The 25,259-nt window shown below is 33.3% G+C and carries 23 protein-coding genes; 7 read left to right on the top strand and 16 right to left on the bottom strand.

Annotated elements, in window-relative coordinates; genetic code table 11:
* Positions 1 to 39: 39 nt before the first annotated feature.
* A complete protein-coding gene (locus ACRBBL_RS18325; RefSeq protein WP_431370534.1) occupies positions 40 to 807 on the top strand; it encodes an MBL fold metallo-hydrolase in 768 nt (255 codons plus the stop codon).
* Positions 808 to 1,012: 205 nt separating this feature from the next.
* Here ACRBBL_RS18325 and ACRBBL_RS18320 read toward each other — a convergent pair whose 3' ends face one another.
* Entirely contained in the window at positions 1,013 to 1,819 is an 807-nt protein-coding gene (locus tag ACRBBL_RS18320) for a tetratricopeptide repeat protein (protein ID WP_431370533.1), read from the bottom strand.
* Between the two features lies 1 nt (position 1,820).
* Positions 1,821 to 2,375, bottom strand: coding sequence for an RNA polymerase sigma factor (locus tag ACRBBL_RS18315; protein WP_431370532.1), 555 nt, complete (start codon positions 2,373 to 2,375; stop codon positions 1,821 to 1,823).
* A 132-nt stretch (positions 2,376 to 2,507) separates the two neighbouring features.
* On the opposite strand from ACRBBL_RS18315, the gene ACRBBL_RS18310 reads away from it, so the two are divergent.
* From ACRBBL_RS18310 to ACRBBL_RS18300, 3 genes are all read left to right on the top strand, one after another.
* A complete protein-coding gene (locus tag ACRBBL_RS18310; RefSeq protein ID WP_431370531.1) occupies positions 2,508 to 3,134 on the top strand; it encodes a hypothetical protein in 627 nt (208 codons plus the stop codon).
* A gap of 62 nt (positions 3,135 to 3,196) precedes the next feature.
* Positions 3,197 to 4,426 carry a S8 family peptidase gene (locus ACRBBL_RS18305; protein WP_431370530.1) on the top strand — a complete coding sequence of 410 codons (1,230 nt, stop codon included), beginning with the start codon at positions 3,197 to 3,199 and terminating at the stop codon, positions 4,424 to 4,426.
* Positions 4,427 to 4,461: 35 nt separating this feature from the next.
* The gene (locus tag ACRBBL_RS18300) at positions 4,462 to 7,221 is read left to right on the top strand and encodes a CHAT domain-containing protein (protein WP_431370529.1); all 2,760 of its coding nucleotides are present in this window, start codon (positions 4,462 to 4,464) and stop codon (positions 7,219 to 7,221) included.
* Between the two features lie 373 nt (positions 7,222 to 7,594).
* Here the strand turns inward: ACRBBL_RS18300 and ribB are convergent, their stop codons facing one another.
* From ribB to tpx, 10 genes are all read right to left on the bottom strand, one after another.
* Positions 7,595 to 8,743 (bottom strand): 3,4-dihydroxy-2-butanone-4-phosphate synthase, encoded by a 1,149-nt coding sequence (ribB, locus tag ACRBBL_RS18295; protein WP_431370528.1) that lies wholly within the window; start codon positions 8,741 to 8,743, stop codon positions 7,595 to 7,597.
* A 204-nt stretch (positions 8,744 to 8,947) separates the two neighbouring features.
* A complete protein-coding gene (locus ACRBBL_RS18290) occupies positions 8,948 to 10,942 on the bottom strand; it encodes an LptF/LptG family permease (protein ID WP_431370527.1) in 1,995 nt (664 codons plus the stop codon).
* Between the two features lie 5 nt (positions 10,943 to 10,947).
* Positions 10,948 to 11,589: a LolA family protein gene (locus ACRBBL_RS18285; RefSeq protein WP_431370526.1), complete on the bottom strand. Its 642-nt coding sequence runs from the start codon at positions 11,587 to 11,589 to the stop codon at positions 10,948 to 10,950.
* A 1-nt stretch (position 11,590) separates the two neighbouring features.
* The gene (locus ACRBBL_RS18280) at positions 11,591 to 14,056 is read right to left on the bottom strand and encodes a DNA translocase FtsK 4TM domain-containing protein (RefSeq protein ID WP_431370525.1); all 2,466 of its coding nucleotides are present in this window, start codon (positions 14,054 to 14,056) and stop codon (positions 11,591 to 11,593) included.
* 163 nt (positions 14,057 to 14,219) lie between these two features.
* Positions 14,220 to 14,396, bottom strand: coding sequence for a hypothetical protein (locus tag ACRBBL_RS18275; RefSeq protein WP_431370524.1), 177 nt, complete (start codon positions 14,394 to 14,396; stop codon positions 14,220 to 14,222).
* 72 nt (positions 14,397 to 14,468) lie between these two features.
* Positions 14,469 to 14,660: a hypothetical protein gene (locus ACRBBL_RS18270; RefSeq protein ID WP_431370523.1), complete on the bottom strand. Its 192-nt coding sequence runs from the start codon at positions 14,658 to 14,660 to the stop codon at positions 14,469 to 14,471.
* Positions 14,661 to 14,869: 209 nt separating this feature from the next.
* Complete coding sequence (locus ACRBBL_RS18265; RefSeq protein WP_431370522.1) at positions 14,870 to 15,067, bottom strand: hypothetical protein; 198 nt, start codon at positions 15,065 to 15,067, stop codon at positions 14,870 to 14,872.
* 322 nt (positions 15,068 to 15,389) lie between these two features.
* On the bottom strand, positions 15,390 to 15,572 hold the full coding sequence (locus ACRBBL_RS18260) for a hypothetical protein (RefSeq protein WP_431370521.1): 183 nt from the start codon (positions 15,570 to 15,572) through the stop codon (positions 15,390 to 15,392).
* Positions 15,573 to 15,676: 104 nt separating this feature from the next.
* Entirely contained in the window at positions 15,677 to 16,036 is a 360-nt protein-coding gene (locus ACRBBL_RS18255; RefSeq protein ID WP_431370520.1) for a diacylglycerol kinase, read from the bottom strand.
* On the bottom strand, positions 16,029 to 16,535 hold the full coding sequence (gene tpx, locus ACRBBL_RS18250) for a thiol peroxidase (RefSeq protein ID WP_431370519.1): 507 nt from the start codon (positions 16,533 to 16,535) through the stop codon (positions 16,029 to 16,031). The genes ACRBBL_RS18255 and tpx overlap by 8 nt, the downstream gene beginning before the upstream one ends.
* Before the next feature lie 218 nt (positions 16,536 to 16,753).
* Between tpx and katG the strand changes: the two genes are divergently transcribed.
* Positions 16,754 to 18,928, top strand: a complete 2,175-nt coding sequence (katG, locus tag ACRBBL_RS18245; protein ID WP_431370518.1) for a catalase/peroxidase HPI — start codon at positions 16,754 to 16,756, stop codon at positions 18,926 to 18,928.
* A gap of 391 nt (positions 18,929 to 19,319) precedes the next feature.
* On the opposite strand, the gene ACRBBL_RS18240 is transcribed toward katG, so the two are convergent.
* Genes ACRBBL_RS18240 through ACRBBL_RS18230 form a run of 3 tightly spaced genes read right to left on the bottom strand, consistent with a single transcriptional unit; the run spans position 19,320 to position 20,556 of the window.
* Entirely contained in the window at positions 19,320 to 19,577 is a 258-nt protein-coding gene (locus tag ACRBBL_RS18240; RefSeq protein WP_431370517.1) for a DUF6952 family protein, read from the bottom strand.
* Positions 19,578 to 19,595: 18 nt separating this feature from the next.
* Entirely contained in the window at positions 19,596 to 19,904 is a 309-nt protein-coding gene (locus ACRBBL_RS18235; RefSeq protein WP_431370516.1) for a thioredoxin family protein, read from the bottom strand.
* Positions 19,905 to 19,914: 10 nt separating this feature from the next.
* On the bottom strand, positions 19,915 to 20,556 hold the full coding sequence (locus ACRBBL_RS18230) for a peroxiredoxin (protein ID WP_431370515.1): 642 nt from the start codon (positions 20,554 to 20,556) through the stop codon (positions 19,915 to 19,917).
* Positions 20,557 to 20,841: 285 nt separating this feature from the next.
* Between ACRBBL_RS18230 and ACRBBL_RS18225 the strand changes: the two genes are divergently transcribed.
* Both ACRBBL_RS18225 and ACRBBL_RS18220 read left to right on the top strand, forming a co-directional pair.
* Entirely contained in the window at positions 20,842 to 22,869 is a 2,028-nt protein-coding gene (locus ACRBBL_RS18225) for a tetratricopeptide repeat protein (RefSeq protein WP_431370514.1), read from the top strand.
* Between the two features lie 10 nt (positions 22,870 to 22,879).
* Complete coding sequence (locus ACRBBL_RS18220; protein ID WP_431370513.1) at positions 22,880 to 23,530, top strand: response regulator; 651 nt, start codon at positions 22,880 to 22,882, stop codon at positions 23,528 to 23,530.
* Between the two features lie 47 nt (positions 23,531 to 23,577).
* Here ACRBBL_RS18220 and ACRBBL_RS18215 read toward each other — a convergent pair whose 3' ends face one another.
* Positions 23,578 to 25,251 (bottom strand): Na+/H+ antiporter NhaC family protein, encoded by a 1,674-nt coding sequence (locus ACRBBL_RS18215; protein WP_431370512.1) that lies wholly within the window; start codon positions 25,249 to 25,251, stop codon positions 23,578 to 23,580.
* Positions 25,252 to 25,259: the final 8 nt, after the last annotated feature.

The raw sequence follows: 25,259 nt of genomic DNA, 5'->3' as shown, positions 1-25,259 counted from the left end.
TGTAATTTCTTTGTAGAAGAATAAAACACACACGCAATCATGTTAAAAATTCATCATTTTAGAAATGCCACTTTTGTTATAGAAACTGAGTCAGCCATTATTTTAGTAGATCCTATGCTTGGTTCCAAAGGGATTATGCCTCCATTTACTTTTTTCAGATCGAAAGCACGAAAAAATCCTACGGTATCGCTTCCAGATTCTTGCACAGATATTTTACAAAAAGTTACACATTGTTTAGTAACGCACAGACATCCAGACCATCTAGATACGGCTGCGATTCGATTCTTAAAAGAAAAATCAATTCCTGTTACCTGTAGTTATAAAGATGAAAAAATACTAAAAAAGAAAGGTTTACAGATTGTTAATGCACTTTCATACAAAATGAAAATTTCTTTTCTAGGAGGAAGTATTGAAGGAATTCCAGCAAAACATGGTTATGGATTTGTAGCAAAACCGATGGGAAATGTAATGGGTTTTTATATTGAATTGCCTAATCAGCCATCAATTTATATAAGTTCAGATACAATTTATACAGATGCTGTAGATGAAGTATTGAAGCAATACAAACCAGAAATTACGATTGTTGCAGCTGGTAGTGCACAATTTGATCTGTTTCGCCCAGTATTGATGACACTAGATGATATTTTAACTTTCGTTAGAAACTCTCCAGGAAAAGTCATTGCAAATCATCTAGAAGCGATCAATCATTGTCCAACGACACGAAAAGACTTGCGAGCTAGATTAGAAAAGCATGGACTTTCTGAAAAAGTATACATTCCTGAAGATGGAGAAGTTTTGAAATTATAAATGTTAAATTAGGTGTTAGGTGTTAGGTGTTAGGTGTTGGGTATTTGGTATTAGGGAAGTTTTATAGGAAATGAACGAATAAACAGATGAACGAATTTAGAAATCAATGAAATGCTAAATTTTAAATAGAAACGTCATTACGAGGAGTTTGCGACGAAGTAATCTGTTTCTTGACAAATAAACAAATCAACAAAAAAGGAAAGCATCATTCCAAAACATTCAACAATTCCTCAGCTTTCGAATACTGATAATTAGTTTTAGCGGCAGTAATTCGTTTCAGTGTCTTTTGTAAATTTTCTGAATCTTCTGTCTTTAAATAAACCAACGCCATATACCACAATCCTTTGCTAGCATCTATAGTATTACTTTCGGAAATCGCTTTAAATGTGGTCAATGCTTCCGAATATTTATTTAGTTTTACCAATGCAAATCCTTTGTAGATCATCACATTTGTTTTGTCTGTAGTTGAAGTGACTAAAAACGATTCAGCAGTAGTAATACATGCTTCATACTTTTCATTCTTGTATAAAAGTTCAATTTGCGCTTTTACATTTGTTGTATTTTCATCTTGTACAATAAATGAAGGTGTATCGTTCCAAGTTCCATAATCTGCATACAACTGTGACAAAGTTGGTTGCGCAGTAAACTGATATATTATTGTAATAAATAGTGCAACGAAAGCCGCCGCAATAGGAAGCCAATATTTTCGGAAAGTAAATACGTTCTTTTTAGGAACAAAAGCTTCGTCTGCATGTTGCTTAATTTTCTCTTTAAAATCGAGCACATCTTCGTTTTGATACCATTCTTTTACCGTATCGTAATGCGTACTTGTATTTTTATGCTGCAACCAATCATCTTCACTCAACGCTTGTTGTAACTCTTGGCTAAGTGTAACATACGCTTTTAGCTCAGGGGCATTTATCTGTTCTTGTTCAAAAGCAAGAAGTTCTTCTGGAGTCAATTTTCCATTCAAAAAACGTTCGGTTTTTAATTCCCAAAGAAAATCTTCCATACTAGTTATTTTTTAGTTTTTTAAATCTAGGATCTGATTGTATCATCTTAAATAATTTGGTTTTACACCGAAATGTTTTTTGTCGTGCTGCATTCTCATTAGAGAACTTCAATTTTTTAGAAATTTCGGCATACGAAACTTTAGCCAAAGCCATTTTAATGATTTTTTTGCACGCTTCTTTTAGCAAATCTAACTTCTCTCTATACAAATCCCACTGCAATTGTTCAATGTGAAAACTTGCCAAATCAAGCGGTTCATCAACAAGAGTTTCTATAGTTAGTTTTGTTACGTTGTTTTTAGAAGATTGTTTAATCCATAGGTTTTTACAAACGGTAAATAAATAATTATCAAAGGAAGAAATCTGTAGTTTTTCTTTTTTCAACAATGTATAAAGTACTAACAATCCATGCTGAAAAATATCTTTTGCTTGTTCTTTCGTTCCGCTATTTTTTAACACATACGCCTCAACTCCATAATAGTTTTTGGCGTATAGCTGTTGTAGAAAAGCGGCGTCTCCAATTAAAAATTTACGAATACTATCTTCGTTTTCAGTCATTTATAAAGGCAGGATTATTTTTTTTGATAAAAAACCGTAACAAAGATGCTAAAAATACTCTACATGAGAAAACAGCGTCTAACATCCAACACGCGATTTCAAAGTCGGATACAACCTAAAATTAACCTTATAATGAAAAAAACCATTTTTATGTTAGTAGTCTTAGCATTTTTTAGCTGTAGTACTGACGACGAACGCGCCATTCAGGAAGAAGTAAACACATTAACTGAGAAAAGTCGAACCAATACAACTGATTACAATGATAATCATTGGGGAACTGTAAATGCTTTTTACTATAATAATAGAGAAGCTGTAAAAATTTGGATGCAATATGGACAATATAAAGCAGTAAAAAGAAATGAAGTTGATAGAATAGTATTCTCTAAAATTCCAGGTAGAGCAGTGTATTATGCAGATCCTGATCCAATTGTTGACCCGACAAGACCTGAAGAAGGAATTCCTGGAACTTTGATTAGATGTGATTTTGAAGATGATTTGATCAATAGTACTGATTGGTGGGCAATTGCTTTAATGGATGATAATAATACTACTATTACTCTTGATGAGGCAGTAGATTATGAACAACAACAGCAACAAGAAATTGCAAACTCCACTGGACAAGCTATTTTTTTTAAAATCTGTTATAATGGATTATTTATTAAAAGCATGTTATTATTACCAGACGGTAGTGTAATAGGAAGCCCAGATGGTGTTGTAACAGAACCAGGAGAAGTATCAGGTTCTTGGAGTCCAGAATAATGCAAAAAGTCCTTATTTCAAGGAGCTTTATTATCTTTCACCTTAACTAACCTAAACCTATTATGATGAAAAAAATCGGATATTTCTTTTTAATACTATGTTTTATGAGTTGTGATTCTGAACTGATTGAAATGACAACGGTAAACAAACAAGAGCAGCTTCAAAAAGCAGCAACTACTTTAGCTACAGACAAAGATGAAACGGTTGTAATTCGTTTTACCGAAGGATTGTCGGAAACTGAAAAAGCTACGATACGAGCGGATTATGGCGTAATTGATTTTGAGACCTGTTCTTGTGGTGATAAAAATTTAGAATCATGGGATTTAGAAACCATTCATGATGGCGCTACTATTGAAGAACGTGTAACTTCTATGGAACAAGACCCAGAAATGGAAGGCGCTGATTTTAATTTTGATATGGCTATTTCAAGTCAAGTTCCACCAGGAATTATAACAGGACCTATACATTCTCAAAGTGTGGTTTCAAAAATAAAAACACAGAAAGCAGATGTAAAAATAGGTGTGTTGGATACTGGAATTAATCCTGAATATTTTGGATTTGAGCAAGCATTTTTACACAACAGTTCTTTAAGTGAAGGAACCTGTGGAAATGAAACTTTTGGCTGGAATTTTGTCGAAAATAACAATGAGCCTTTCGATGACAACGGACATGGAACTATAGTAAGTTACTTAGCGTATCAACAACTTGAAAATACAGGAATTAATTTTGAAATAGTACCTGCAAAAGCATTTGATGCAGAAGGAAAAGGTACATTATTTCGCGTGGGTTGTGGGTTGAGTTATCTCATCAATAAAAAAGTAAACATTATCAATATGAGTTTTGGATGGACTGAGACTTCTTCAACCATTATTGAAAACTATATAAAAGAAGCTGAGCGCGATATTTTGATGGTGACTTCTGCAGGAAATACAGGAATTGACAATGATTTAGTAGCACATTTCCCATCTTCCTATACAGCTGCAAATATTTTGGCAGTCACGGCTGTAAACAATGAAATACCACCAAACCTTGAATCGGGTATTTCCAATTACGGTTTCGTATCGGTAGATATTGCGGTAAAAGGTATTGGGCTTCCGTTCTATACTGAACCAGGAACAGCACCAATTTCTATTACTGGTTCTTCGTATTCAAGTGCAAAAGCAGCAGGTTTTTCAGCATTAAAATATCAAGAAGGAAAATCGATGTCCGTTTTTTATCATAAAATATTATATGATAAAATTCAATCTAGTGGCTTATATCAAATTAAATATGCTTCCTATTTAGATTTATAGTATTTTAGGGTCTTCCATCAAAAGAAGATCTAGCAATGAGCATACACATATCTAGTAACAATATTGGTAAAACAACCTATTTAGTACTCGTTATTTGTATGCTTTTTTTTGTGTTTGATGGAAAAGCGCAACAGGATGCGCAAAAAGTATACGATTCTGTTATGGAACTTTCTATTTCTAGGAAAGAAAAAATAGAAATATTCAAATCTAAAATTCTTCATGAAAATTATACGGACAAAAAGACACATGCAGCGGTTTGTTATTTGGTTGCAAAAGAACTGTGTTTGAAAGTAGACAAAGCAAGTGGAATTCCTTTTTTGAAAAAAGAATTAGCATTGCGAAAGAAACATGTGTCATCTAATAAAGATTTAATTGCCAAAACCTATTACAATCTTGGATATTTCAACTGGATTCAAAAAAAGTACAATCTGATGTTTACCTATCAAGATAGCTTACTTTCCTATGTTTCTGTAAAAGGCAGTCTATGTGGAAAAGCGTATGATATGATGGCTAGAGTGTATAAAGATAAAGGCGATTATCAACGTTCGTTGGACTATTTTAAACAATCTGAAACCATTTTAAAAAAAGCAAATGACAAAAAAAGTTTATTAGGAACTTATATTAATAAACTGAGTTTATATGTTGATCAGGAATACAAGATGAATCCTAAAGATTTTAAAGCACTAGAGTTGGAAGTTTTAAATCTCGCAGGTGAAGTTAAAGCTAATGATAAACAGCGATTAATGATTTTATTCAATCTAGGAACTATTTTGTATAATAATCAAGAAAATGAGGCTTCTCTAGCATATTATAATAAGTCAATGCCCATTGCTGAGAAACTAGAAGATTCTTTACGAATTGCTCAAGTTTATACCAATACAGCGTTGATTTATGTAAAAAATGAAGAAACTGATGAAGCACTTTTACTGAATGAAAAAGCACTCTTATTTGCAGTAAATGATGCGAATGAAAAAAGTATTATTTATGATAATTTAGGAGACTTATATGTGAAATTAAAACAACATGAAAAAGGTTTAAAGCATCACAATAAAGCGATTAATGAGTTATTGCCTTTTGATTGGGAAACGAAAGAGAATCTTCCTGAATATAAAAAAATTATAAATTCTCCATCTCGAAAAGATGTTTTAGGATATTTAATTGATAAACAAAATGCTTGGCTCAAATTTTATGACTTTACAAATGATCAGAAATACTTAGTAGCTGCCGAAGAAACCTTGCAATTGATAGATAAAACAATTGATTATGTATACTTTGAAAGTAAAGAAAAAATATCGAAATTATTTTGGCGAAAAGAAGGAGCAGCGCTCTATATAAACGCAGTGAAAATATGTTTTTTACTAAATAAACCTGCAAAAGCATTTTACTATATTGAAAAGAATAAAGGAGTGTTGCTATTAGATAATATTTCTGCATTTAGTGCTAAACGAATGGCAAAATTGCCACAAGAAGTTATTGATAAAGACTACGAGCTACAAAAAAAAGTAAAAGCACTAGAACAAGAAATAATATCAAAAACAGTGCAGGATAGCGTAAAGGAAAACTATTTTGTTGCAAAAGAAGCGTATTATAAATATGTAACTAGTATTGAGAAAGAATATCCTGAATATTATCAATATCGAACAAGTTTGCCCATACTTTTTACAGAAAATGTTCAAAAAAACTTAGTCAAAAATGAAGTCGTTATCGCTTATATTTTTGGAGAAGAGATTGGATATGTATTGTTAATGGATCAAAAAACAGTACAACTATATCCATTGAATGATCTTGAAGTATTAAAAAACAAACTTACGGAGTTTCAAAAATTATATGCCAAACCCTTTGAAACGGCTCGTGAAGCAACTCAATTTCAAAAGCAGGGAAATGAAATTTACCGAGAACTGATACCTTTTAGAAATGATACAATATATCAGAAAGCAAAGAAATTGATCGTAATTCCTGATGGAATGGTGAATTCACTTCCCTTAGAAATATTGCCAACGACTACAACGCAAAGTTTGAATGATTCGTATCTCATACAGCAAAAAGAAATCAGTTATTGTTATTCCTTTTCTTTAGATGCGCAAAACGAATTGAAACCTAGTAAAACAAAGTCTACAAGTACTTCTTTTATGCTTACAAAATTCAAAGATGCTGCATTGACAACATTGACTGTAAGCCCAACAAAAGTATTTGACAATGCAACGCATATCAACGAAAAAGCTACCAAAGCAAGTTTTTTAAAATCATATAATGAAGCTTCGGAAGTATATGTTTCATCGCATGCAGGAAATACGAATGACATTCCGTGGTTAGCAATGTTTGATGGGAAAGTATATCCAAATGAATTATTTCTTTTGAATAATCCGAAAGAATTAGTGGTGTTGAACGCTTGTAAAACATCCGCAGGAATCTTTAAAGAAGGCGAAGGTGTTTTTAGTTTGACAAGAGCATTTTTGAATTCTGGAAGTAAAAGTGTGGTGTCTTCTTTATGGAATTTGAATGAAACAGCAGGAATGGAAATTCTCAATACATTTAGAACAAAGCTACAATTGTCACAAACAAAATCTAAAGCACTTCAAAATGCAAAACTTGCGTATTTAGAAAAGCATAAGAATACAAGTCAAAGTTCACCGTATTATTGGGGCGGAATTGTTTTAACAGGAAATACAGATGTATTGCCAACACCAATTAATTATTGGAAAACAATAGGTTTGGCGCTAGCAGGAATCATTATTTTTTTCCTGTATTTTAAGTATAGGAAACATACTAGGGGAATTGAAAATGTTGAATTTTAAATTTAAAAAGGTTCTTTAGCCCCAAAACCCAAAACCCAAAACCCAAAACCCAAAACCCAAGACCCAAAACCCAAGACCCAAAACCAAACACCTGAATCAAAGTACTTCTCGATACAATTCGCTCAGGCGAATCACTCGAAGTGACGTTTGGATATTTTTAGTTTAGCTGTTTATAAGTTTAATAGTTTAAGTTTTAATTTAAAAAGTAGTGTAAACAATTTTGCCAACAGCCAACAGCCAACACCTAAGAAGTCTAAAAGCAAAGCGTTCTAAGAGATTCCCGCGTAAGCGAGGAACAAGTCTAAAAGCACGAAGTGCGTTCTAAAAGCGTAGCGTTCCATAGGCAAAGCCGTGTCAAAAAGCAATAGCGAGTCTAGTAGGATACATAATCCACAATCTCCAAACCATAACCAATCATACCCACACGTTTTTCTTGATGTGTATTGGTTACTAATTTAATCTTGCTAATATTGATATCATGTAGAATTTGCGCTCCAATTCCGAAATCTTTCGAGTCCATTTTAATCTTTGGTGCTTTGTATTCGCCATCGTTTTGTAAGGCTTTCAATTCCTTGATTCTGTGTAGTAAATTCAGTGAGCTATGATCTTGATTTATAAAAATAACAGCACCTTTCTCTTCCTCATTAATCAAACGGAACATGTCATCTAACTTTTTATTTACATTGTTGGTCAATGTTCCTAAAATATCGTCATTCACTAAAGTAGAATTGATACGTGTCAATACAGGTTCGTCTGTAGACCAACTTCCTTTTGTCAATGCAATATGTACTTGATTGTTGGTTGTTTGTAGATAAGCACGCATGCGGAAATCGCCAAAACGTGTTTGTACGTCAAAATCTTCTTTCTTTTCAATCAAAGAATCGTGCTCCATTCGGTAAGCAACTAAGTCTTCAATAGAAACAATCTTTAAATCGAAATTTTTAGCTACTTCTAGTAATTGTGGCAAACGAGCCATAGTACCATCTTCATTCATGATTTCCACAATAACACCAGCAGGTTGTAAACCGGCCAAGCGTGCAAAATCAATAGCAGCTTCTGTATGACCAGTTCTACGCAATACGCCACCTTCTTTAGCTTTTAATGGAAAAATATGTCCAGGACGCGCCAAATCAAACGGTCTTGTATCTTTATCAATCAATGCCTGAACCGTTTTAGAACGATCTGCCGCAGAAATTCCAGTCGTTACACCGTTTCCTTTCAAATCGACAGAAATTGTAAAAGCAGTTTCCATCGGATCGGTGTTGTTGCTCACCATCATTCCCAATTGCAATTCCTTGCAACGATTTTCAGTCAAAGGCGCACAAATTAAACCACGTCCGTGTGTAGCCATAAAGTTAATCATCTCTGGAGTTACCTTTTCAGCCGCAGCTAAAAAATCACCTTCATTTTCACGATTTTCATCGTCAACTACAATAATTACCTTTCCTTGTCTAATATCTTCAATAGCTTCATGGATGCTATGTAATTGTGTATCGGCTTTCACTTTCGCAATTGGTGTCATGTTGTGTATAATTTGCTCACAAAAATAGGCATTCTTATGAATAAAAATCAAATAAAGAATGGTAAAGATTTATCATAGCATTATTAGATTTTATAATACAGTTTTAAGAATTCCGCTTTTTTGAATTATTTTAGTGAATTGTATTGATTTCAATGAAAATTGAGAACTTAGATTTTGTGTTTTTCGCTTAAAACCAAATCTAGTTTAGAGTTTGTTTTTAATTTCTTTCTTAATACGTTTTCTAACAATAAAGAATGTAATAAAATAGAATACAAAACCAAGTATAGAAATGGTTTGAATACTCGCTTTCTTCTTAGGTTTTACAGCAATACTATCCATAATATTACGTAAGAAAATGTTCGATCTTCCAAATCTATAAATGAATAATACTCCAAATATAATGGCAGAAGCAAGTAGGCTATAAAACATCCAGCCTTCTAATTCCATATTATTATTTAAAATTGGCAATGAAAGTGCCGAAACAATAAATGGTACGTAGAAAAAGAATGAAAGTTTAGAAGCTTTCAAGAATGAAGTATAGGTTTTTTCAACATTTTCGTTGGAATCGTTTTCAAAAACCCCCAATACTTTTAAGCGATTTTGTGTAATTCCGCGATCGCCTAAAATAGTAATAGCTAAGGTACGTTCACCATCACTGTAATTGTACTTACGGTAATTTTGAACAACATCCATTAATTGTGTATCACTTAAAGCAGTCAATTTATCTGTGCTTTGACGATCCATTTCAGTAATTAGAGCTAACTCTTTCGGTCCATTTTCACTTTCATCATCTGTAAGTCGAACAAACAATTCTTTAAAAGAGAAGCTAAACAATCCTTGATCGGATGTTGCTCTTCGCGTAAAGTAAATACTCAACGGAAACATAATCAGCGTTGAAAGCCACGTTCCCAGCCACGGAGGAATACTTCCGTCTTCAGCACTGTTTTTTCCAAAGATTCCAATAAAGTGATAGGCTAAGAATAAACAAATAGCAATAACCATTGGCAATCCAATTCCTCCTTTACGAATAATAGCTCCTAATGGCGCACCTACAAAGAATAAAATGATACACGCAATAGCAACTGCAAACTTATCATGCATAAATATTTTATGATGATTAATCTTTTTTTCCATGCGTTTAAAGCGATTCTCGGTATTTTCAAGTGTAGTACGACGTCCTTTGATGTTTGTGATAGAAATATCTAAGGCGCGTTTTTTATTCTTTAGAGAAAGTACATCTAATATGTTTTCAGTAGTGTTGATAGAATCTAAAGGAACTCTATTTGTAGAATCTTTTTCAATGATAACAATTCCAGTACGTTTGTACATATTATTACCAACACCTATTTTTTCTTGATTGTATTTGTGTTGATCTGTCGTAATACTATCCATCAATTGACGTACAGAAAGCATTTTGTACGTATTGTGATCTGTGGCATTTAAGTCTACTTTATTGATTTCGCGCAAGTCAACATTCATGATGTATTTTTCAAAGTAAACTTTTGCATGTTGCATGTTTAATGCATCTTTTGGATCGCTAGACTTTACATCTTCATAACGATTTGCTTCAAACAAAACCATTTGTAAAATATCAGAATCTGGGCTGCTTTTTAGTTCTCCGGTTTTTGATTTTAAGACAACACGGTTTTGCTTATCATTTGATTTTTCGTGAATGATGACTTTATCTAACAATTGATCGTTGTCACCGTATTTTCTATCTACTTTAATATTAATGTTTGCAATGTCGTTAAAAACACCTTCACCAATTGCTAATGCAGGTTTTTTCTTGGCTAAGTTTTTACGAAGATTGAATTGGTTGAATTCTGACCAAGGAATAACATGGTTGTTAAAGAAAAACGTTCCAATACCAAGCAAAACTATAAAAACGACTAAGCTTCGCATAGCGCGTTGTAGTGAAATTCCTGTCGATTTCATAGCAGCAAACTCATAGCTTTCTGCAAATCGACCAAAAGTCATAATAGAAGATACCAAAATACTTAACGGAAGTACTAGCGGAATTAATTTAGGCGCTGTATAGAGTAGGAATTTTAAAATAATTCCAACATCTAAGCCTTTTCCAGCCAATTCTCCTATAAAAAGCCAAACGGTTTGTAATATAAATATGAACATAAATATTACAAACACGGTAAGGAACGTTAAGAGATAACTCTTAAGTATATATCTATCTAATATTTTCAAGCAGACTAATCGTTTTTATCTATATAATAATCCTCGTACTTCGATTCGTCAAATATAAATAAGCTTTTTGATAAAGGCTGATTCGTTTTAAAAGAATTAACAGTTAAAGTGGTATTTGTGCCATTTTTTCCTGTTTCTAATAAATTGTAGATGTGCTTTGTTTTTGCGTCAATTCCAAGTAAAACACTTTTAATGTCTGATTCAGAGCTAGTTGGTGTTAATTTTATGTATTGAATCTTTCTACCGCGTATATTTTGTAAAATATCCCATTCGTATGTGTATCCATTTTTATAAAATGTCAACATTTCCGAAGGAGACAAACCAGTTTCGTCATCATCAGCATCAGAAATTGTTACTTCTTCATTTGCAGGTACAATAGTATACACCTTTTTAGTATCGTAAATTTTTGTGAATCCTAAAAAGTTAAGCAAATACTTATCACCTTCAAGTGTTACATTTCCTTTGGATTCTTGTTTGGTGTTTGCTTCTTTGTTATTCAATACATATTTAAATTCAATCTGAATATTGTCATAACTATTTACTTTGGCAGAAACTTCATCTAATAGCTTTTTTGCTTTTTCCGTATTCTGCGCACTTACATTAAATGCAAATACTCCTAACACCAACACTAAAACTAATTTTTTCATTTTATCCATTTTTTTCGTTTTCTAATAATTGTTCTAAAGCTAAAATATCTGGAACAAGCACTTGTCGCGCTTTACTCCCTTCAAATTGACCTACAATTCCGGCTGCTTCCAATTGATCGATTAATCGACCTGCACGGTTATACCCAAGCTTTAACTTTCGTTGTAATAACGAGGCCGAACCTTGCTGTGCAATTACGATAACTTCCGCAGCTTGACGGAATAATTTGTCTCTATCTGCGATGTCTATATCAAGACTTGTGCCACTTTCTTCACCTGAATATTCTGGTAGTATAAATGCGTCTGGATATGCTTTTTGAGCACCGATAAAATCTGTAATTTTTTCTACTTCTGGAGTGTCAACAAAAGCACATTGTATACGAATTAAATCGTTTCCTTGTGTGTATAACATGTCACCACGACCAATTAACTGATCGGCTCCTGAATTATCTAAAATTGTACGAGAATCTATTTTAGACATTACACGGAATGCAACTCTGGCAGGGAAGTTTGCCTTAATCATACCTGTAATTACGTTTACCGAAGGTCTTTGAGTGGCAATAATTAAGTGAATTCCAATAGCACGCGCCAACTGCGCCAAACGTGCAATAGGAGTTTCTACTTCTTTTCCTGCGGTCATGATTAAATCGGCAAATTCATCCACAACCAACACGATGTATGGTAAAAACTTATGTCCGTCATTCGGATTTAGTTTTCGCGCTTTAAACTTTGCGTTGTATTCTACAATATTTCTACACAATGCATTTTTTAGCATATCATATCGTTGATCCATCTCAATACAAAGTGAATTCAGTGTATTAATTACTTTAGAATTGTCTGTAATAATTGCTTCTTCCGAATCTGGAAGTTTGGCTAAGTAATGACGTTCAATCTTATTAAACAGCGTTAATTCTACTTTTTTCGGATCGACCAATACAAATTTTACTTCAGCCGGATGTTTCTTGTAGAGAATTGATGTTAAAATACAATTCAGTCCAACCGATTTACCTTGTCCTGTTGCACCAGCCATTAATAAGTGAGGCATTTTGGCTAAATCAACAACTAAAGTTTCGTTGCTAATCGTTTTTCCAAACGCAATAGGTAACTGCATTTCTGCTTCTTGAAACTTCTTGGAAGCAATAGCAGAACGCATCGAAACAATTGCCGGTTTTTTGTTTGGCACTTCAATACCAATAGTTCCTTTTCCTGGCATTGGTGCTATAATACGAATTCCTAATGCAGCTAATGAAAGTGCAATGTCATCTTCTAAGTTTTTAATTTTAGAAATACGTACACCAGCTTCTGGTATAATTTCGTAGAGTGTAACTGTTGGTCCAACTGTCGCTTTAATGCTTGCAATCTCTATTTTATAATTGCGAAGCGTTGTGACAATTTGGTTTTTATTTTCTTCGAGTTCTTCTTGATTGATAGTGATAGAACTTCCGTTGGTATAATCTTTTAGAAGTTCAATGGTTGGAAAACGGAAATTACCCAATTCTAATGTCGGATCAAATTCACCGTGTTCCTTAACAAGTTTGTCAGATAAGTTTTCGGTAACTGTTTTTTCTTCGACAATTTTTTCAACTTGAATTTCAGTAGCTTCTTCCTCTTTTGGAATTTCAACTTCGAAAGAAGTGTCTTTCTCTATTTTCTTTTTCTCTTCTTTTACAGAATGATTTTTGATTGTTGGTTGTAGATTTTCTACAGATAATTCAAACTCTGATTTTTCAATTGTCGTCTTTGGAGTTTCTTCTTTTACTGTAGAAACTTCTTCTTTAACAGAAGAATCAATAGGAGTTGTAGTTTCTGCCGTTGTTTCTTTTTCAGGAGAAGCTATGACATTTTCTTCCGCAGTAAAATCGTCTTTAATATCTGTTTTTCTCTTATTAATATATTCCGTTACATGTTCTGGCGTAAGCTTTAATCGGAGTACAGCATAAATAATAGCGCCAAAAACTAACAACAATCCAACCCCAATACTACCAATATAAACTTGTAAATACGAATTGATTTCAAAACCAATAGTTCCTCCTAAAATTGGAGCACTTTCAAAGAAAAATCCTAAAAAGATAGAAAGCCAGATAACGATGATGCTTCCCCAAAACCATTTATTAAATAGTTTTTTCTTGGTAGCCATTAACAAATGCAATCCTGTAAGGAATAACAAGCTGGCAAATATGAAAGAAGCAACTCCGAATCCTTTATAAATAAAGAAATTACTAATGTTTGCGCCAAAACGTTGCATCCAATTTTGAGTTTTTACACTTCCATCAGTACTAGTTAAGGCACTTTGATCTACTTCACCAGTAAAAAAATAGGAAGCAAATGCAATAAACAACGCTATTGCAAACAACATGAGTAAACTACCCAATATAATTTGATGTTGTCGGGTAAAAGTAAAATCAGGTTTTTTGAATTTCGAAGCTTTAGGAGCTTTCTTAGTTTTTTTTACGGTTTTTTTCTTTGCCATTCAGGGATTGCTATTTACTGCAAAAATACAAATTATGCTTAATCTGCAAGATATTTAAAAATATCTGTACCCGAAAAGTTTTTTATGGAAGAATGTCAAAGTTTTTTAAGTAATAAAAGGGCTTACTACTGTTATGGTAAGAAACAAACCTTTCTATTTTAATTTATTCTTCTGGGCAAGTCAACGATGGGCAATCTTCTCTTGTCCATCTAGTAACGCAAATAATAATAGAATTCCAAAGTGTACGCGAAGCAGCTTCTCCTCCTTGTACATTACCAGTTTCTAATTTGCTAACTGTTGTTTTTTTTAATGATAAACTTTTAATAGATCTTTTTTTCATAATGGTAAATTTTATATACTTATATATATGTAATAAAGAAAAACAAAAGCGGGATTTCTCCCGCCTAATTTTTTACCTTCTATTGTCTTCGTTTTGTAGATCACAGTTTATAATACCGCATGTATGTTTAATAGGACCAACACAGCCTGTGTTAGCGCAACCTATTAAACTTTCAATTGGAGCAGCTCCACCTTTTACAAGGTTGTCAAGGATAGAAATTGATTTTTTGTTAAGGTCTAAACTTTTTAGATTTCTTTTTTTCATAATGTGGATTATTATAGTTAATAATAGCACAATTTATAAAAAGCAGTTACTTGAAAACTGACATTTAAACTGACGTTTTTCACTAAGAGTTTGTGAATCTTTTTTTAAGAAGTGATTTTAGAAGTATAAATCAAGAACTTTTATTTGTTTAAATGTATAGATGAAACATCTGTAAAGAAAAAAAGCGGGATTGCTCCCGCTAGTATGTGTTATTTAGCTTCACAAGCTATAAGATTACTTGGTAATTCGCAGTTTATAATACCGCAAGTTTCTCTAACAGGACCAATACATCCAGTGTCATTATGACATTTTACTAAAGTTGGAATTGCTCCTCCTCTTAATAAATTTTCTAAACTAGAAATAGATTTCTTGTTTAAGTCTAAGTTTTTTAATTTACGTTTTTTCATTGATGAAATGTTTTTGATTAATATTACTATGAAGGTAAGAAAAAAATTAGTACTCAAGACAGTTTATGCAGTATTATTTTGAAGGATAATAGTTTTTTAAGGAAACTTTAGGATATAAATAGAGCATGCCTTTCTTTCATCATAGTAGATAGATTGATAAGAAGAACATTTTTCAAGTGGTCAAGTAAAGCGTTAAATAGTTGTTGTTTTTTGAAAGAAATATAAGGCAATTGATAAAGAAATAGTCTAGTAGTTCCTATTTTAGGGAAGTAAATTTCAATAATTAGCTGCTAAAAAAAGCGGGATTTCTCCCGCTAGTATTTTACTGATCATTTCCTTTTGTACAAGTAGCTACAATTCCGCATGTTGGATGTGGAGGTCCAACACATCCTGTAGCAAGAGGACATTCTTTATAAGTTGGAATTGCTCCTCCTCTTAATACATTTTCTAAATTAGAAATACATTTTTTGTTTAAATCTAAATTTTTTAACTCTCGTTTTTTCATGTTATTAAAGTTTTAAATTAATTAATGATTTGAAACGAAATAATAAAAAAATAGGAGAGGGAAAAAGGATCAATTGTAATGATTTATAAATTATCACAAGAGGTTTAGAATATTTTTGGAATATAAATAAAACAGCCGACAATGACAGCTGCAACAGCAAATATAAACACTGCACCTGCTGCCAAATCTTTGATTAAACCTATTTTTTTGTGATGTTCAGGATGTATGAAGTCTGCAATTTCTTCAATTGCAGTGTTGAGTCCTTCCAAACTCATAATAAGTCCAATAATTAATATTTGGATAATCCATTCTGTTTTAGAAATTTCAAAATAAAATCCAGCAATGGTCACCAAAACACCAATAAAAAACTGTGCTTTTACACTGGCTTCTGTAGTAATGAGCAGATATGCGCCCTTAAACGCATATCCAACTCCTTTTATTCGTCCTTTAATGAATTTAATCATCTAATAATGCTTCCAAAGCAGCTTTATAATTAGGTTCATCTACAATTTCTGCAACTTGCTCTGTATGTTTTACAGTTCCGTTTTCGTCAATCACAACAACTACACGTGAATGTAATGTTTCTAATGGACCATCAACGAAGTTTAAACCGTAATCTTTCCCAAAGTTTCCGTTCTTATAGTCAGAAAGGTTTACAACATTTTCTAGACCTTCTGCACCGCAAAAACGAGCTTGAGCAAAAGGTAAATCATGAGAAACACAAATTACTTTTGTATTTTCTAATTCGCTAGCTTCTCTGTTAAACGTTCTAACAGAAGTTGCACACGTTCCCGTATCAATACTTGGAAAAATGTTTAAAACTACTTTTGAGCCTTTATAATCAGCTAATGTCTTTGTCGATAAATCACTTGCAGTTAATGCAAAGTCAGGAGCTTTTGCTCCAACTTCAGGTAAATTTCCTGAAGTATGAAATTCGTTTCCTTGTAAGGTTACTGTTGCCATGGTTAATTTGTTTTTATAGTGTCTAAAAATAGCCATTTTCTATTCTAAAAATTGTAAATAATCGTTAATTTTTTAACAAATGATATATAATAAAAATCTATCACAAAATAAAAACAATCAATTTGTTTTATTGAAAATGGCAATTTTATTAAGTAATTTTAAGACATTGAAATTAGACAGTACAATAATTAACCAAATATTAAAAACACTAAAAAATTATGAGCGACGAAGGTAAGTGTCCTTTTGGGCATGGAACTACAAAAAGAATTGCTGGCGGCGGTACTTCAAATAGAGATTGGTGGCCCAATGAATTAAAGTTAAATATTTTGCGTCAACATGCGGAGAAATCAGATCCTATGGGAGAAGATTTTGACTATGCAGAAGCATTCAATAGTGTTGATTATGCAGCATTAAAACAAGATGTAATAGACTTAATGACCGATTCTCAAGATTGGTGGCCTGCAGATTATGGACATTACGGAGGTTTTATGATACGTATGGCTTGGCACAGTGCAGGAACTTATAGAGTAGGAGATGGACGTGGAGGCGCAGGAACAGGAACACATCGTTTTGCACCATTAAATAGTTGGCCAGATAATGGAAATTTAGATAAAGCACGTTTGTTATTGTGGCCTGTAAAGCAAAAATATGGGCGTAAAATTTCTTGGGCCGATTTAATGATTCTTGCAGGAAACTGTGCTTTAGAATCTATGGGCTTTAAAACGTTTGGTTTTGCTGGTGGACGTACTGATGTTTGGGAACCAGAACAAGATATATACTGGGGAATGGAAAATGAGTGGCTAGGAAACGAACAACGCTACGAAACAGGAGAATTGGAAGACCAATTAGGAGCTGTACATATGGGACTTATTTATGTAAACCCTGAAGGTCCAAATGGAGAACCAGATCCTTTGAAGTCAGCACATGATATTCGAGTGACGTTTAAGAGAATGGCAATGAACGATGAGGAAACAGTTGCTTTAGTTGCAGGAGGACATACTTTTGGAAAAGCGCATGGAGCGGCTAATCCGGATGAGTTTGTTGGTCCAGAACCACACGGAGCTCCTATGGAAGAAATGAGTACTGGATGGAAAAACACGTATAAATCAGGTGTGTTAAACGACGCAATTACAAGTGGAATTGAAGGTCCTTGGACACCAAACCCAATACAATGGGATGCTGATTTCTTTGATGTGTTATTAAATTATGATTGGGAATTGACAAAAAGTCCAGCTGGCGCTCACCAATGGACACCAACTGCAGCATCAAATGCACGAACAGCACCAACAGCTGGAGATGCAAATGAACGTCAAGCTTTGATGATGACAACAGCAGATATGTCGTTGAAAATGGATCCTGAGTTTTTAAAGATTTCTCAGCGTTTCCATAACGATCATGCAGCTTTTGAAGATGCATTTGCACGTGCATGGTACAAATTAACGCATCGTGACATGGGACCAATTTCTAGGTATTTAGGTCCAGAAGTACCAAAAGAAGAACTTATTTGGCAAGACCCAATTCCAACAGTAAATTATACGTTGAGTGGATCGGATCTTACAGAATTAAGAAAATTAATTTTAGGTTCTGCTTTAACAGTTTCACAATTGGTGAAAACAGCTTGGTCTTCGGCTTCAACGTTTAGAGGATCTGACATGCGTGGAGGTGCTAATGGAGGACGTATTCGTTTAGAACCACAAAGAAGTTGGGAAGTAAACAATCCTGTAGAATTAGGAAAAGTATTAAGTACGCTCGAAGGAATTCAAAATGATTTTAGCGGAACGATTTCTATGGCAGATTTAATTGTATTTGCTGGAAACGTAGGAGTTGAAGAAGCTGCTAAAAGTGCAGGAGTAGACGTTTCAGTTCCTTTTACACAAGGTAGAGGAGATGCTTCTCAAGAACAAACAGATATAGAATCATTCAATAATTTAAAACCTGTTGCAGATGGTTTTAGAAACTATATGAAATCTGGTTTAAAAACTGCTGCGGAAGACGCATTGGTTGATAGAGCTAACTTATTGACATTATCTATTCCAGAAATGACAGTTTTAGTTGGTGGATTGCGTGTACTTGGTGCAAACTACAACGGATCTAATCATGGAGTGTTTACAGATACTGTGGGAAGTTTGACAAATGATTTCTTTACAAATGTCTTAGACTTTACGTATACATGGAAAGCAACTTTTGATGATGATCAATTGTTTCAAGGGCGTGATAGAAGATCGGGGCAAATTAAATTCGTCGGATCACGTGCCGATTTAATTTTCGGATCAAATACAGAATTAAGAGCTATTGCAGAAGTATATGCGAGTAATGACGCTAAAGAAAAGTTTGTACATGACTTTGTAGCTGCTTGGGCAAAAGTAATGAACTTAGATAGATTTGATGTGTAGTTAATATACATCATTAGTATACAAAGGAGCTGTCTGAAAAGGCAGCTCTTTTTTTGTTTTTAATTCGTATATTTAAATTATTAATATTAAAACCAAATTATTATGTTAGAACAATTCAAAACTCATGAAATTCAAAATCCTCAAATAATTTATGGCGGAGAAATAAGTACACAAGTTGGTTCTGAACCAGATCTTGAGTGATTTGTATAATCCTTATAAATACAGAGGTTACAATAAAGAATTCATTGTAATGGAGCTATCTAAAAAGGTAGCTTCTTTTTTTGTTATTCTCTCAGGTAAAGTAAACTTCTAGTGATACTATTGATACATAAAAAAATCGTCTACAAATGTTACTTTATAGACGACTTTTTTTGTTAAGTACAATTTTGTATTACCTATCAATTGAACCCATGACACGTTGCATAAAACTATTCAACGCTTCTTTTCTTGGTGTTCCTTCTTTTTCCATTTTATGTACTTCAATAGCGCCGTACATGTTAGAAATAAGTTCGCCAATCATATCTAGTTCTTCATCTTTTAAAGATGGAACTTCAGTAAGTGCTTCCAAAGTGTCGATAGTTTCTATAACATAATCCTCGTCATTTTCGGCAATAAACTGTGTTAAGTGTTTGATTACAGGTAATTTCATTGAAAAACGTGTTTTTTATTAAGCAACTTCTTCAACGAGTTCTTTTAAAACGTCGAATTTGTTAGTTTGAACTTGATTTACAAACGCTCCATTTTTAAAAGTAGCGAATGTTGGTAAATTGTCTACAGTAGCTAACTGTCTTGATTCTGGAAATTTTTCCGCATCAGCAATTACAAAAGTGATTCCTTCTAACTCACGCGCTAGTTTCTTTACTTTTGGTTTCATAATACGACAATTACCGCACCAAGTAGCAGAATATTGTACCACAACAGTATCGTTGTTAGCAACCAATTCTTGCAAGTTATCTTGATTTAATTCTTGAACCATCTTGTACAGTTTATACGTTTGCAGCTAAATACTCAGCAACACCGTTTCTGTCAGCGTTCATAGCTTCTTTTCCTTCTTCCCAGTTAGCTGGACAAACTTCTCCTTTTTCTTGAACGTGTGTATACGCATCTATCAAACGGATATATTCGTTTACATTTCTACCTACAGGCATGTGGTTGATTCCTTCATGGAAAACAGTTCCTTCTTCGTCAATTAAATATGTAGCTCTGTATGTTACGTTGTCACCTTCTACTTGTACAGTTCCAGTTTCTTCGTCATATACTTCGTTTGTAATATCTAAAATACCTAAGATGCTAGATAAGTTACGGTTGCTATCTGCTAATAAAGGATATGTTACACCTTCAATTCCTCCGTTATCTTTTGCTGTGTTTAACCAAGCAAAGTGTACTTCTGGAGTATCACAAGAAGCGCCAACTACAATTGTGTTTCTTTTTTCAAATTCTCCTAAAGCAGCTTGAAATGCGTGCAATTCTGTTGGACAAACAAAAGTAAAATCTTTTGGGTACCAGAATAACAATACTTTTTTCTTGTTGTTTACTGCTTCGTCTAAAATGTTTAATTTGAAAGTATCTCCCATTTCGTTCATTGCATCAACGTTCAAGTTTGGGAATTTTTTTCCTACTATAGCCATATTATTATGTGTTTAAAATTTGTGTTATTAACGGCTGCAAATATAGCTAAGCAGTACATAGATTTATATAAAGAAAATTTGATTTTCTTATCAACCCATAGGAAGTACTTATGGTGTTTTTTAAAGTGCTATTGTACAGTGAATTATATATGTGGTTTGAAGTCAATTAATTTATGACTTTTATGTAATTTGATTTCAAAAATACGACACCTGCCGTATTCTTTTAAAAGCAAAATCATCAGATATTTGTAATACGATTTTATACATACGAGATAAAATCATTTTTTGGAATTGTACGTAAAAGCCTGTACCTTAATTTCCGATTGCCTAACTAATGATGAACCAATGAATAAATTCACCAAAAGAATTGTACAAATAGTCACGCTATTACTGTTTTTACAAGCAACTGCGCAAACCAATCAAGCAATTATTGATAGTATTGGCAAAGTTGCGCAAGCAATGGAAAACGACTCTACACGTGTGCAATACTTACACAAAGTGTTTTTTAAATATGCTTATTCCAAACCCGAAATTTCTCGAAAGCTTTCCGAAATAGCAATTCAAAAAAGTGAAGCAATCAATGATCGTTATTTAAAAACACGCTCATTCATTAGAAAAGGAATTTACTACGACATTATTGGCAAAAAAGATAGTTCACTCTATTTGTATGATGAAGCATACACGATTGCGAAAAACGAAGCAGACAAAGATGCAATGGCTTCAATATATAACAACAAAGGACTTATTTATTGGGGAAAAGAAGACTATGAAACTGCCATGGATTATTATTTGAGTTCGTATGAAATTTTCAAAGATCTTGGGCAGCAAAGAGGACAGGCAAATAGTTTGAATAATATAGGTTTGTTACTTTCCAAATTGCAACGACATAAAGAAGCAAATACCTATCAAAAGCGTGGTTTGGCAATTCGCAAAGAAATTAATGATACTTACGGAATTGGCGCTTCGTATACGAACATGGTTATGAACTTTTCAGCATTGAAACAATTGGATTCCTGTGTGTATTATGCACAAAAATCGATTGTGACCAAAAAGAAAAGCAATGATGTCAAAGGACTTGCCACGAGTTATAATAGTTTAGGGAAGACGTATCAGCAATTAAAACAAAATGATTCTGCGGTGTATTATTTGAAGAAAGCAGATGAAATTTATCAACGTTTTAACGCGCGAAAACACCGTGCAAAGAACATTCAATTATTGGGCATTGCGTATTATGATCAAGGAAAGTACCAAGCTGCTATTGATGCATATACAATTGCGCTTGAAAATTTAGACGATTCTCAAGTCATGATTAAAAGCAAAGCGATTCGAAGAATGGCAAATGCCTATAGAGAATTGGGCGATCATGAAAATGCATCTATTTATTATCAAGAGACGATAAAATTGCAGGATACCATTCAAAAGAACAAAGAAACCATTGCAACGAACGAGATTTTTGAAAAGTATCAATCTTCGGAAAAGGAGAAAGAAATACTTGTGCAACGTGCTGAGATTGCTGAGAAAAATGCAAGTATCTCTCAAAAAAATACCACTATTTACGGAATGATAGCAGGCGTTTTGGTCTTATTAACGTTGGGTTATCTAATTTACAATCAGCAGCAGCTGAAAAATAAACAATTACAAAAAGAGAATGAATTAAAAGATGCGTTGATAAAAGTAGAAACACAAAATAAATTGCATGAACAACGCTTAAAAATTTCACGCGATTTACATGATAATATTGGTTCGCAATTAACGTTTATTATTTCGTCTATTGATAATTTAAAATATGGATTGAAAGACGCAAATCCAGCTTTTTTAGAACGTTTGTCAAACATTAATTTCTTTACGCGAAATACGATCAATCAATTGCGTGACACCATTTGGGCAATGAATAAGGATGCCATCCATTTTGAAGATTTAGAATTGCGCATAATGAATCATATTGGACAAGCTAAAGTATTAACTGGAGCCGAAATTGAATTCACAAATGCAGTTCCAGAAACAACCACGTTTTCGTCACTAGTTGGGATTAATATTTTTAGAATCATGCAAGAAGCGATCAATAATGCTATAAAACATGCAGATGCTAACGAAATTACCGTTCATTTAAAAGAAACAGAAGAACAGTATGTATTGTCTATTGTTGATGATGGTAATGGATTTGATACAACGGAAGAAATAGAAGGAAACGGACTAGAAAATATGCAACTTCGCGCAGAAGAAATATATGGAAAATTGAATGTTATTTCTCAGAAAGATACGGGAACAACTGTAAAATTGACAATCGATAAAACAGTTACAAAAACCATCTAACGGAACGAATATGAACTACAAAATAGCCATCGCAGAAGACAATACTTTTTTAGCAAATGCTCTAGTTGAAAAGCTATCATTCTTTGCGGAAGATTTACAATATATATTTCGTGCCCGTGATGGAAAGGAAATGATAGAAAAGCTTGAAAAAAACCAAGAAATCGATTTGATTCTGATGGATATAAAAATGCCAAATATGAATGGTATTGAAGCAACAAAGGTGATAAAGAAACGTTTTCCGACCATAAAAATCGTAATGATTACTGTATTTGATGACGATGACAATATTCTACAATCCATTCAATCGGGCGCAAATGGTTATTTATTGAAAGAAGCTACAGCAGACGAATTGCACAAAGGAATTTTGGATGTAATGAAAGGCGGCGCAACCATGACACCAAGTATTGCTATGAAAACATTAAAAATATTGCAAACAGCAGCAATTCCGCAATACGTCGAAAACGAAGACATAAAGCTTAGCAAGCGAGAAAAAGAAGTATTAGAACAACTGAGCAAAGGTTTTGGCTATCAATTAATTGCTGAAAAGTTATTTGTTTCACCTTCCACCATTCGGAAACATATTGAAAATATCTACAGAAAGTTGCAAGTGCACAACAAAATAGAAGCTGTTGAGAAAGCACGAAGACATCGATTGTTATAAACTAAAAAAAGCCTCGATTGAGGCTTTTTTTTATATGATAGTATTTTCTATGCAGTTTTTTCTTTTAGTTGTCTAATTTTAATTTTAAAAGCAGCAAATAGTAGTGTTGTAAACGGACTCAGCCAGTTAAAGATTGCGTACATAAAATACTCTCCAACTCCAACACCTAATACACCAGATTGATACGCTCCACAAGTATTCCAAGGGATTAGAACGGACGTAACGGTTCCAGAGTCTTCCAGTGTTCTACTTAAGTTTTCAGGAGCTAAACCTCTATCTTCATAAGCTTTTTTAAACATCTTACCTGGAATAACTAATGCTAAATATTGATCGGAAGCAATTACATTCAACCCTAAACAACTTGCTACGGTACTCGCAAATAAGCCAAACATGCTTGTAGCCATTTTCAATAACGCTTGTGTAATTCTAGACAATGCTCCAATGGCATCCATGACACCACCAAAAACCATGGCACATACAATTAAGTAAATAGTCCATAGCATTCCATTCATTCCTCCAGAACCAAATAATTTTTTCAATCTTTTAATAGTAATGAGTTTTTCTAAATTATCTGCTTTTGACGCTAGAGCTTCTTTTGATAATGAATGACTAGCAAAGACAGCTTCTAAATCTTTTTTAGCGTAAATTTCTTTTACATCATCATCTGTAAATATATTTTTTAAATCCTTATTTTCTTTAATGGTAGCGAGTTCTGCTTCACTAAATGTAGCTACATAGTTCTCGTTTGGAATTTCAATACTTGTATCTGTTAAAACAGCATTTGTAATCACTTCAGTTTTAGAAGATGAAAGTTTATTCATTACATCTTGTTGAAAAATCAACGCAAAAACGGCAGCAAGTGCAACACCAGTTCCTAAAGCGATTAACGGCTTTATTTTTAATAATATTAAAGCAATTACAGCCAATGGGACAATAAATAACCAAGGCGTAATATTAAAATTATTATTTATAGTATCAAGTATAAATGTAGTGTCTGCTTCTCCATTTGTTTCAATAGTTGTACTTAATATTGCAAAAACAATCAATGTAATAATAATCGTAGGAACGGTAGTTAGTGCCATATAACGAATATGCGTAAACAAATCTGTCCCAGCCATTGCTGGCGCTAAGTTTGTAGTATCACTTAGTGGAGACATTTTATCTCCAAAATAGGCTCCAGAAATAACGGCTCCAGCAATCATACCAGAAGGAATTCCTAAAGTACTACCAATTCCAATCAAGGCAATACCTACTGTTGCAGAAGTTGTCCAGCTACTTCCTGTTGCAATCGATATAATAGCTGCAATGATAACAGAAGCAGGTAAAAATATTTCGGGACTTAATACTTGCAGACCATAATAAACCATTGCAGGAATAATTCCGCTAATAAGCCAAGTTCCTGCTAACGCACCTACCAGAAACAAAATCATTATTGGAACAAATACACTTCGTAAGTTTTCCCAAATTTCTTTCAACATCAATCCGATAGAAACTTTATTTAAAAAGCCTCCAATCATTGCAACTCCACCACCGATTAATAAAATAATTTGATTTGTATATCCTCCAAACCATTCTTGATCTTCTGTAAAAAAGATGTTATACGCTAGTAATCCCATTAAGATAACTACAGGAACAAGTGCTTCCCAAATGTTTAGCTCTTTATTCTTAATTATAGTTTGGTCATTTGCCTTAAACTCAGAAATGTTGTTTTCTTCTTGCATAATTGTAG

It is taken from the genome of Kordia sp., assembly GCF_050633145.1.
In the GTDB taxonomy this organism is placed as follows: Bacteria; Bacteroidota; Bacteroidia; order Flavobacteriales; family Flavobacteriaceae; genus Kordia.
The sequence above is the reverse complement of the archived record's forward strand: the minus strand, read 5'-3'. Positions and strand labels throughout refer to the sequence as shown.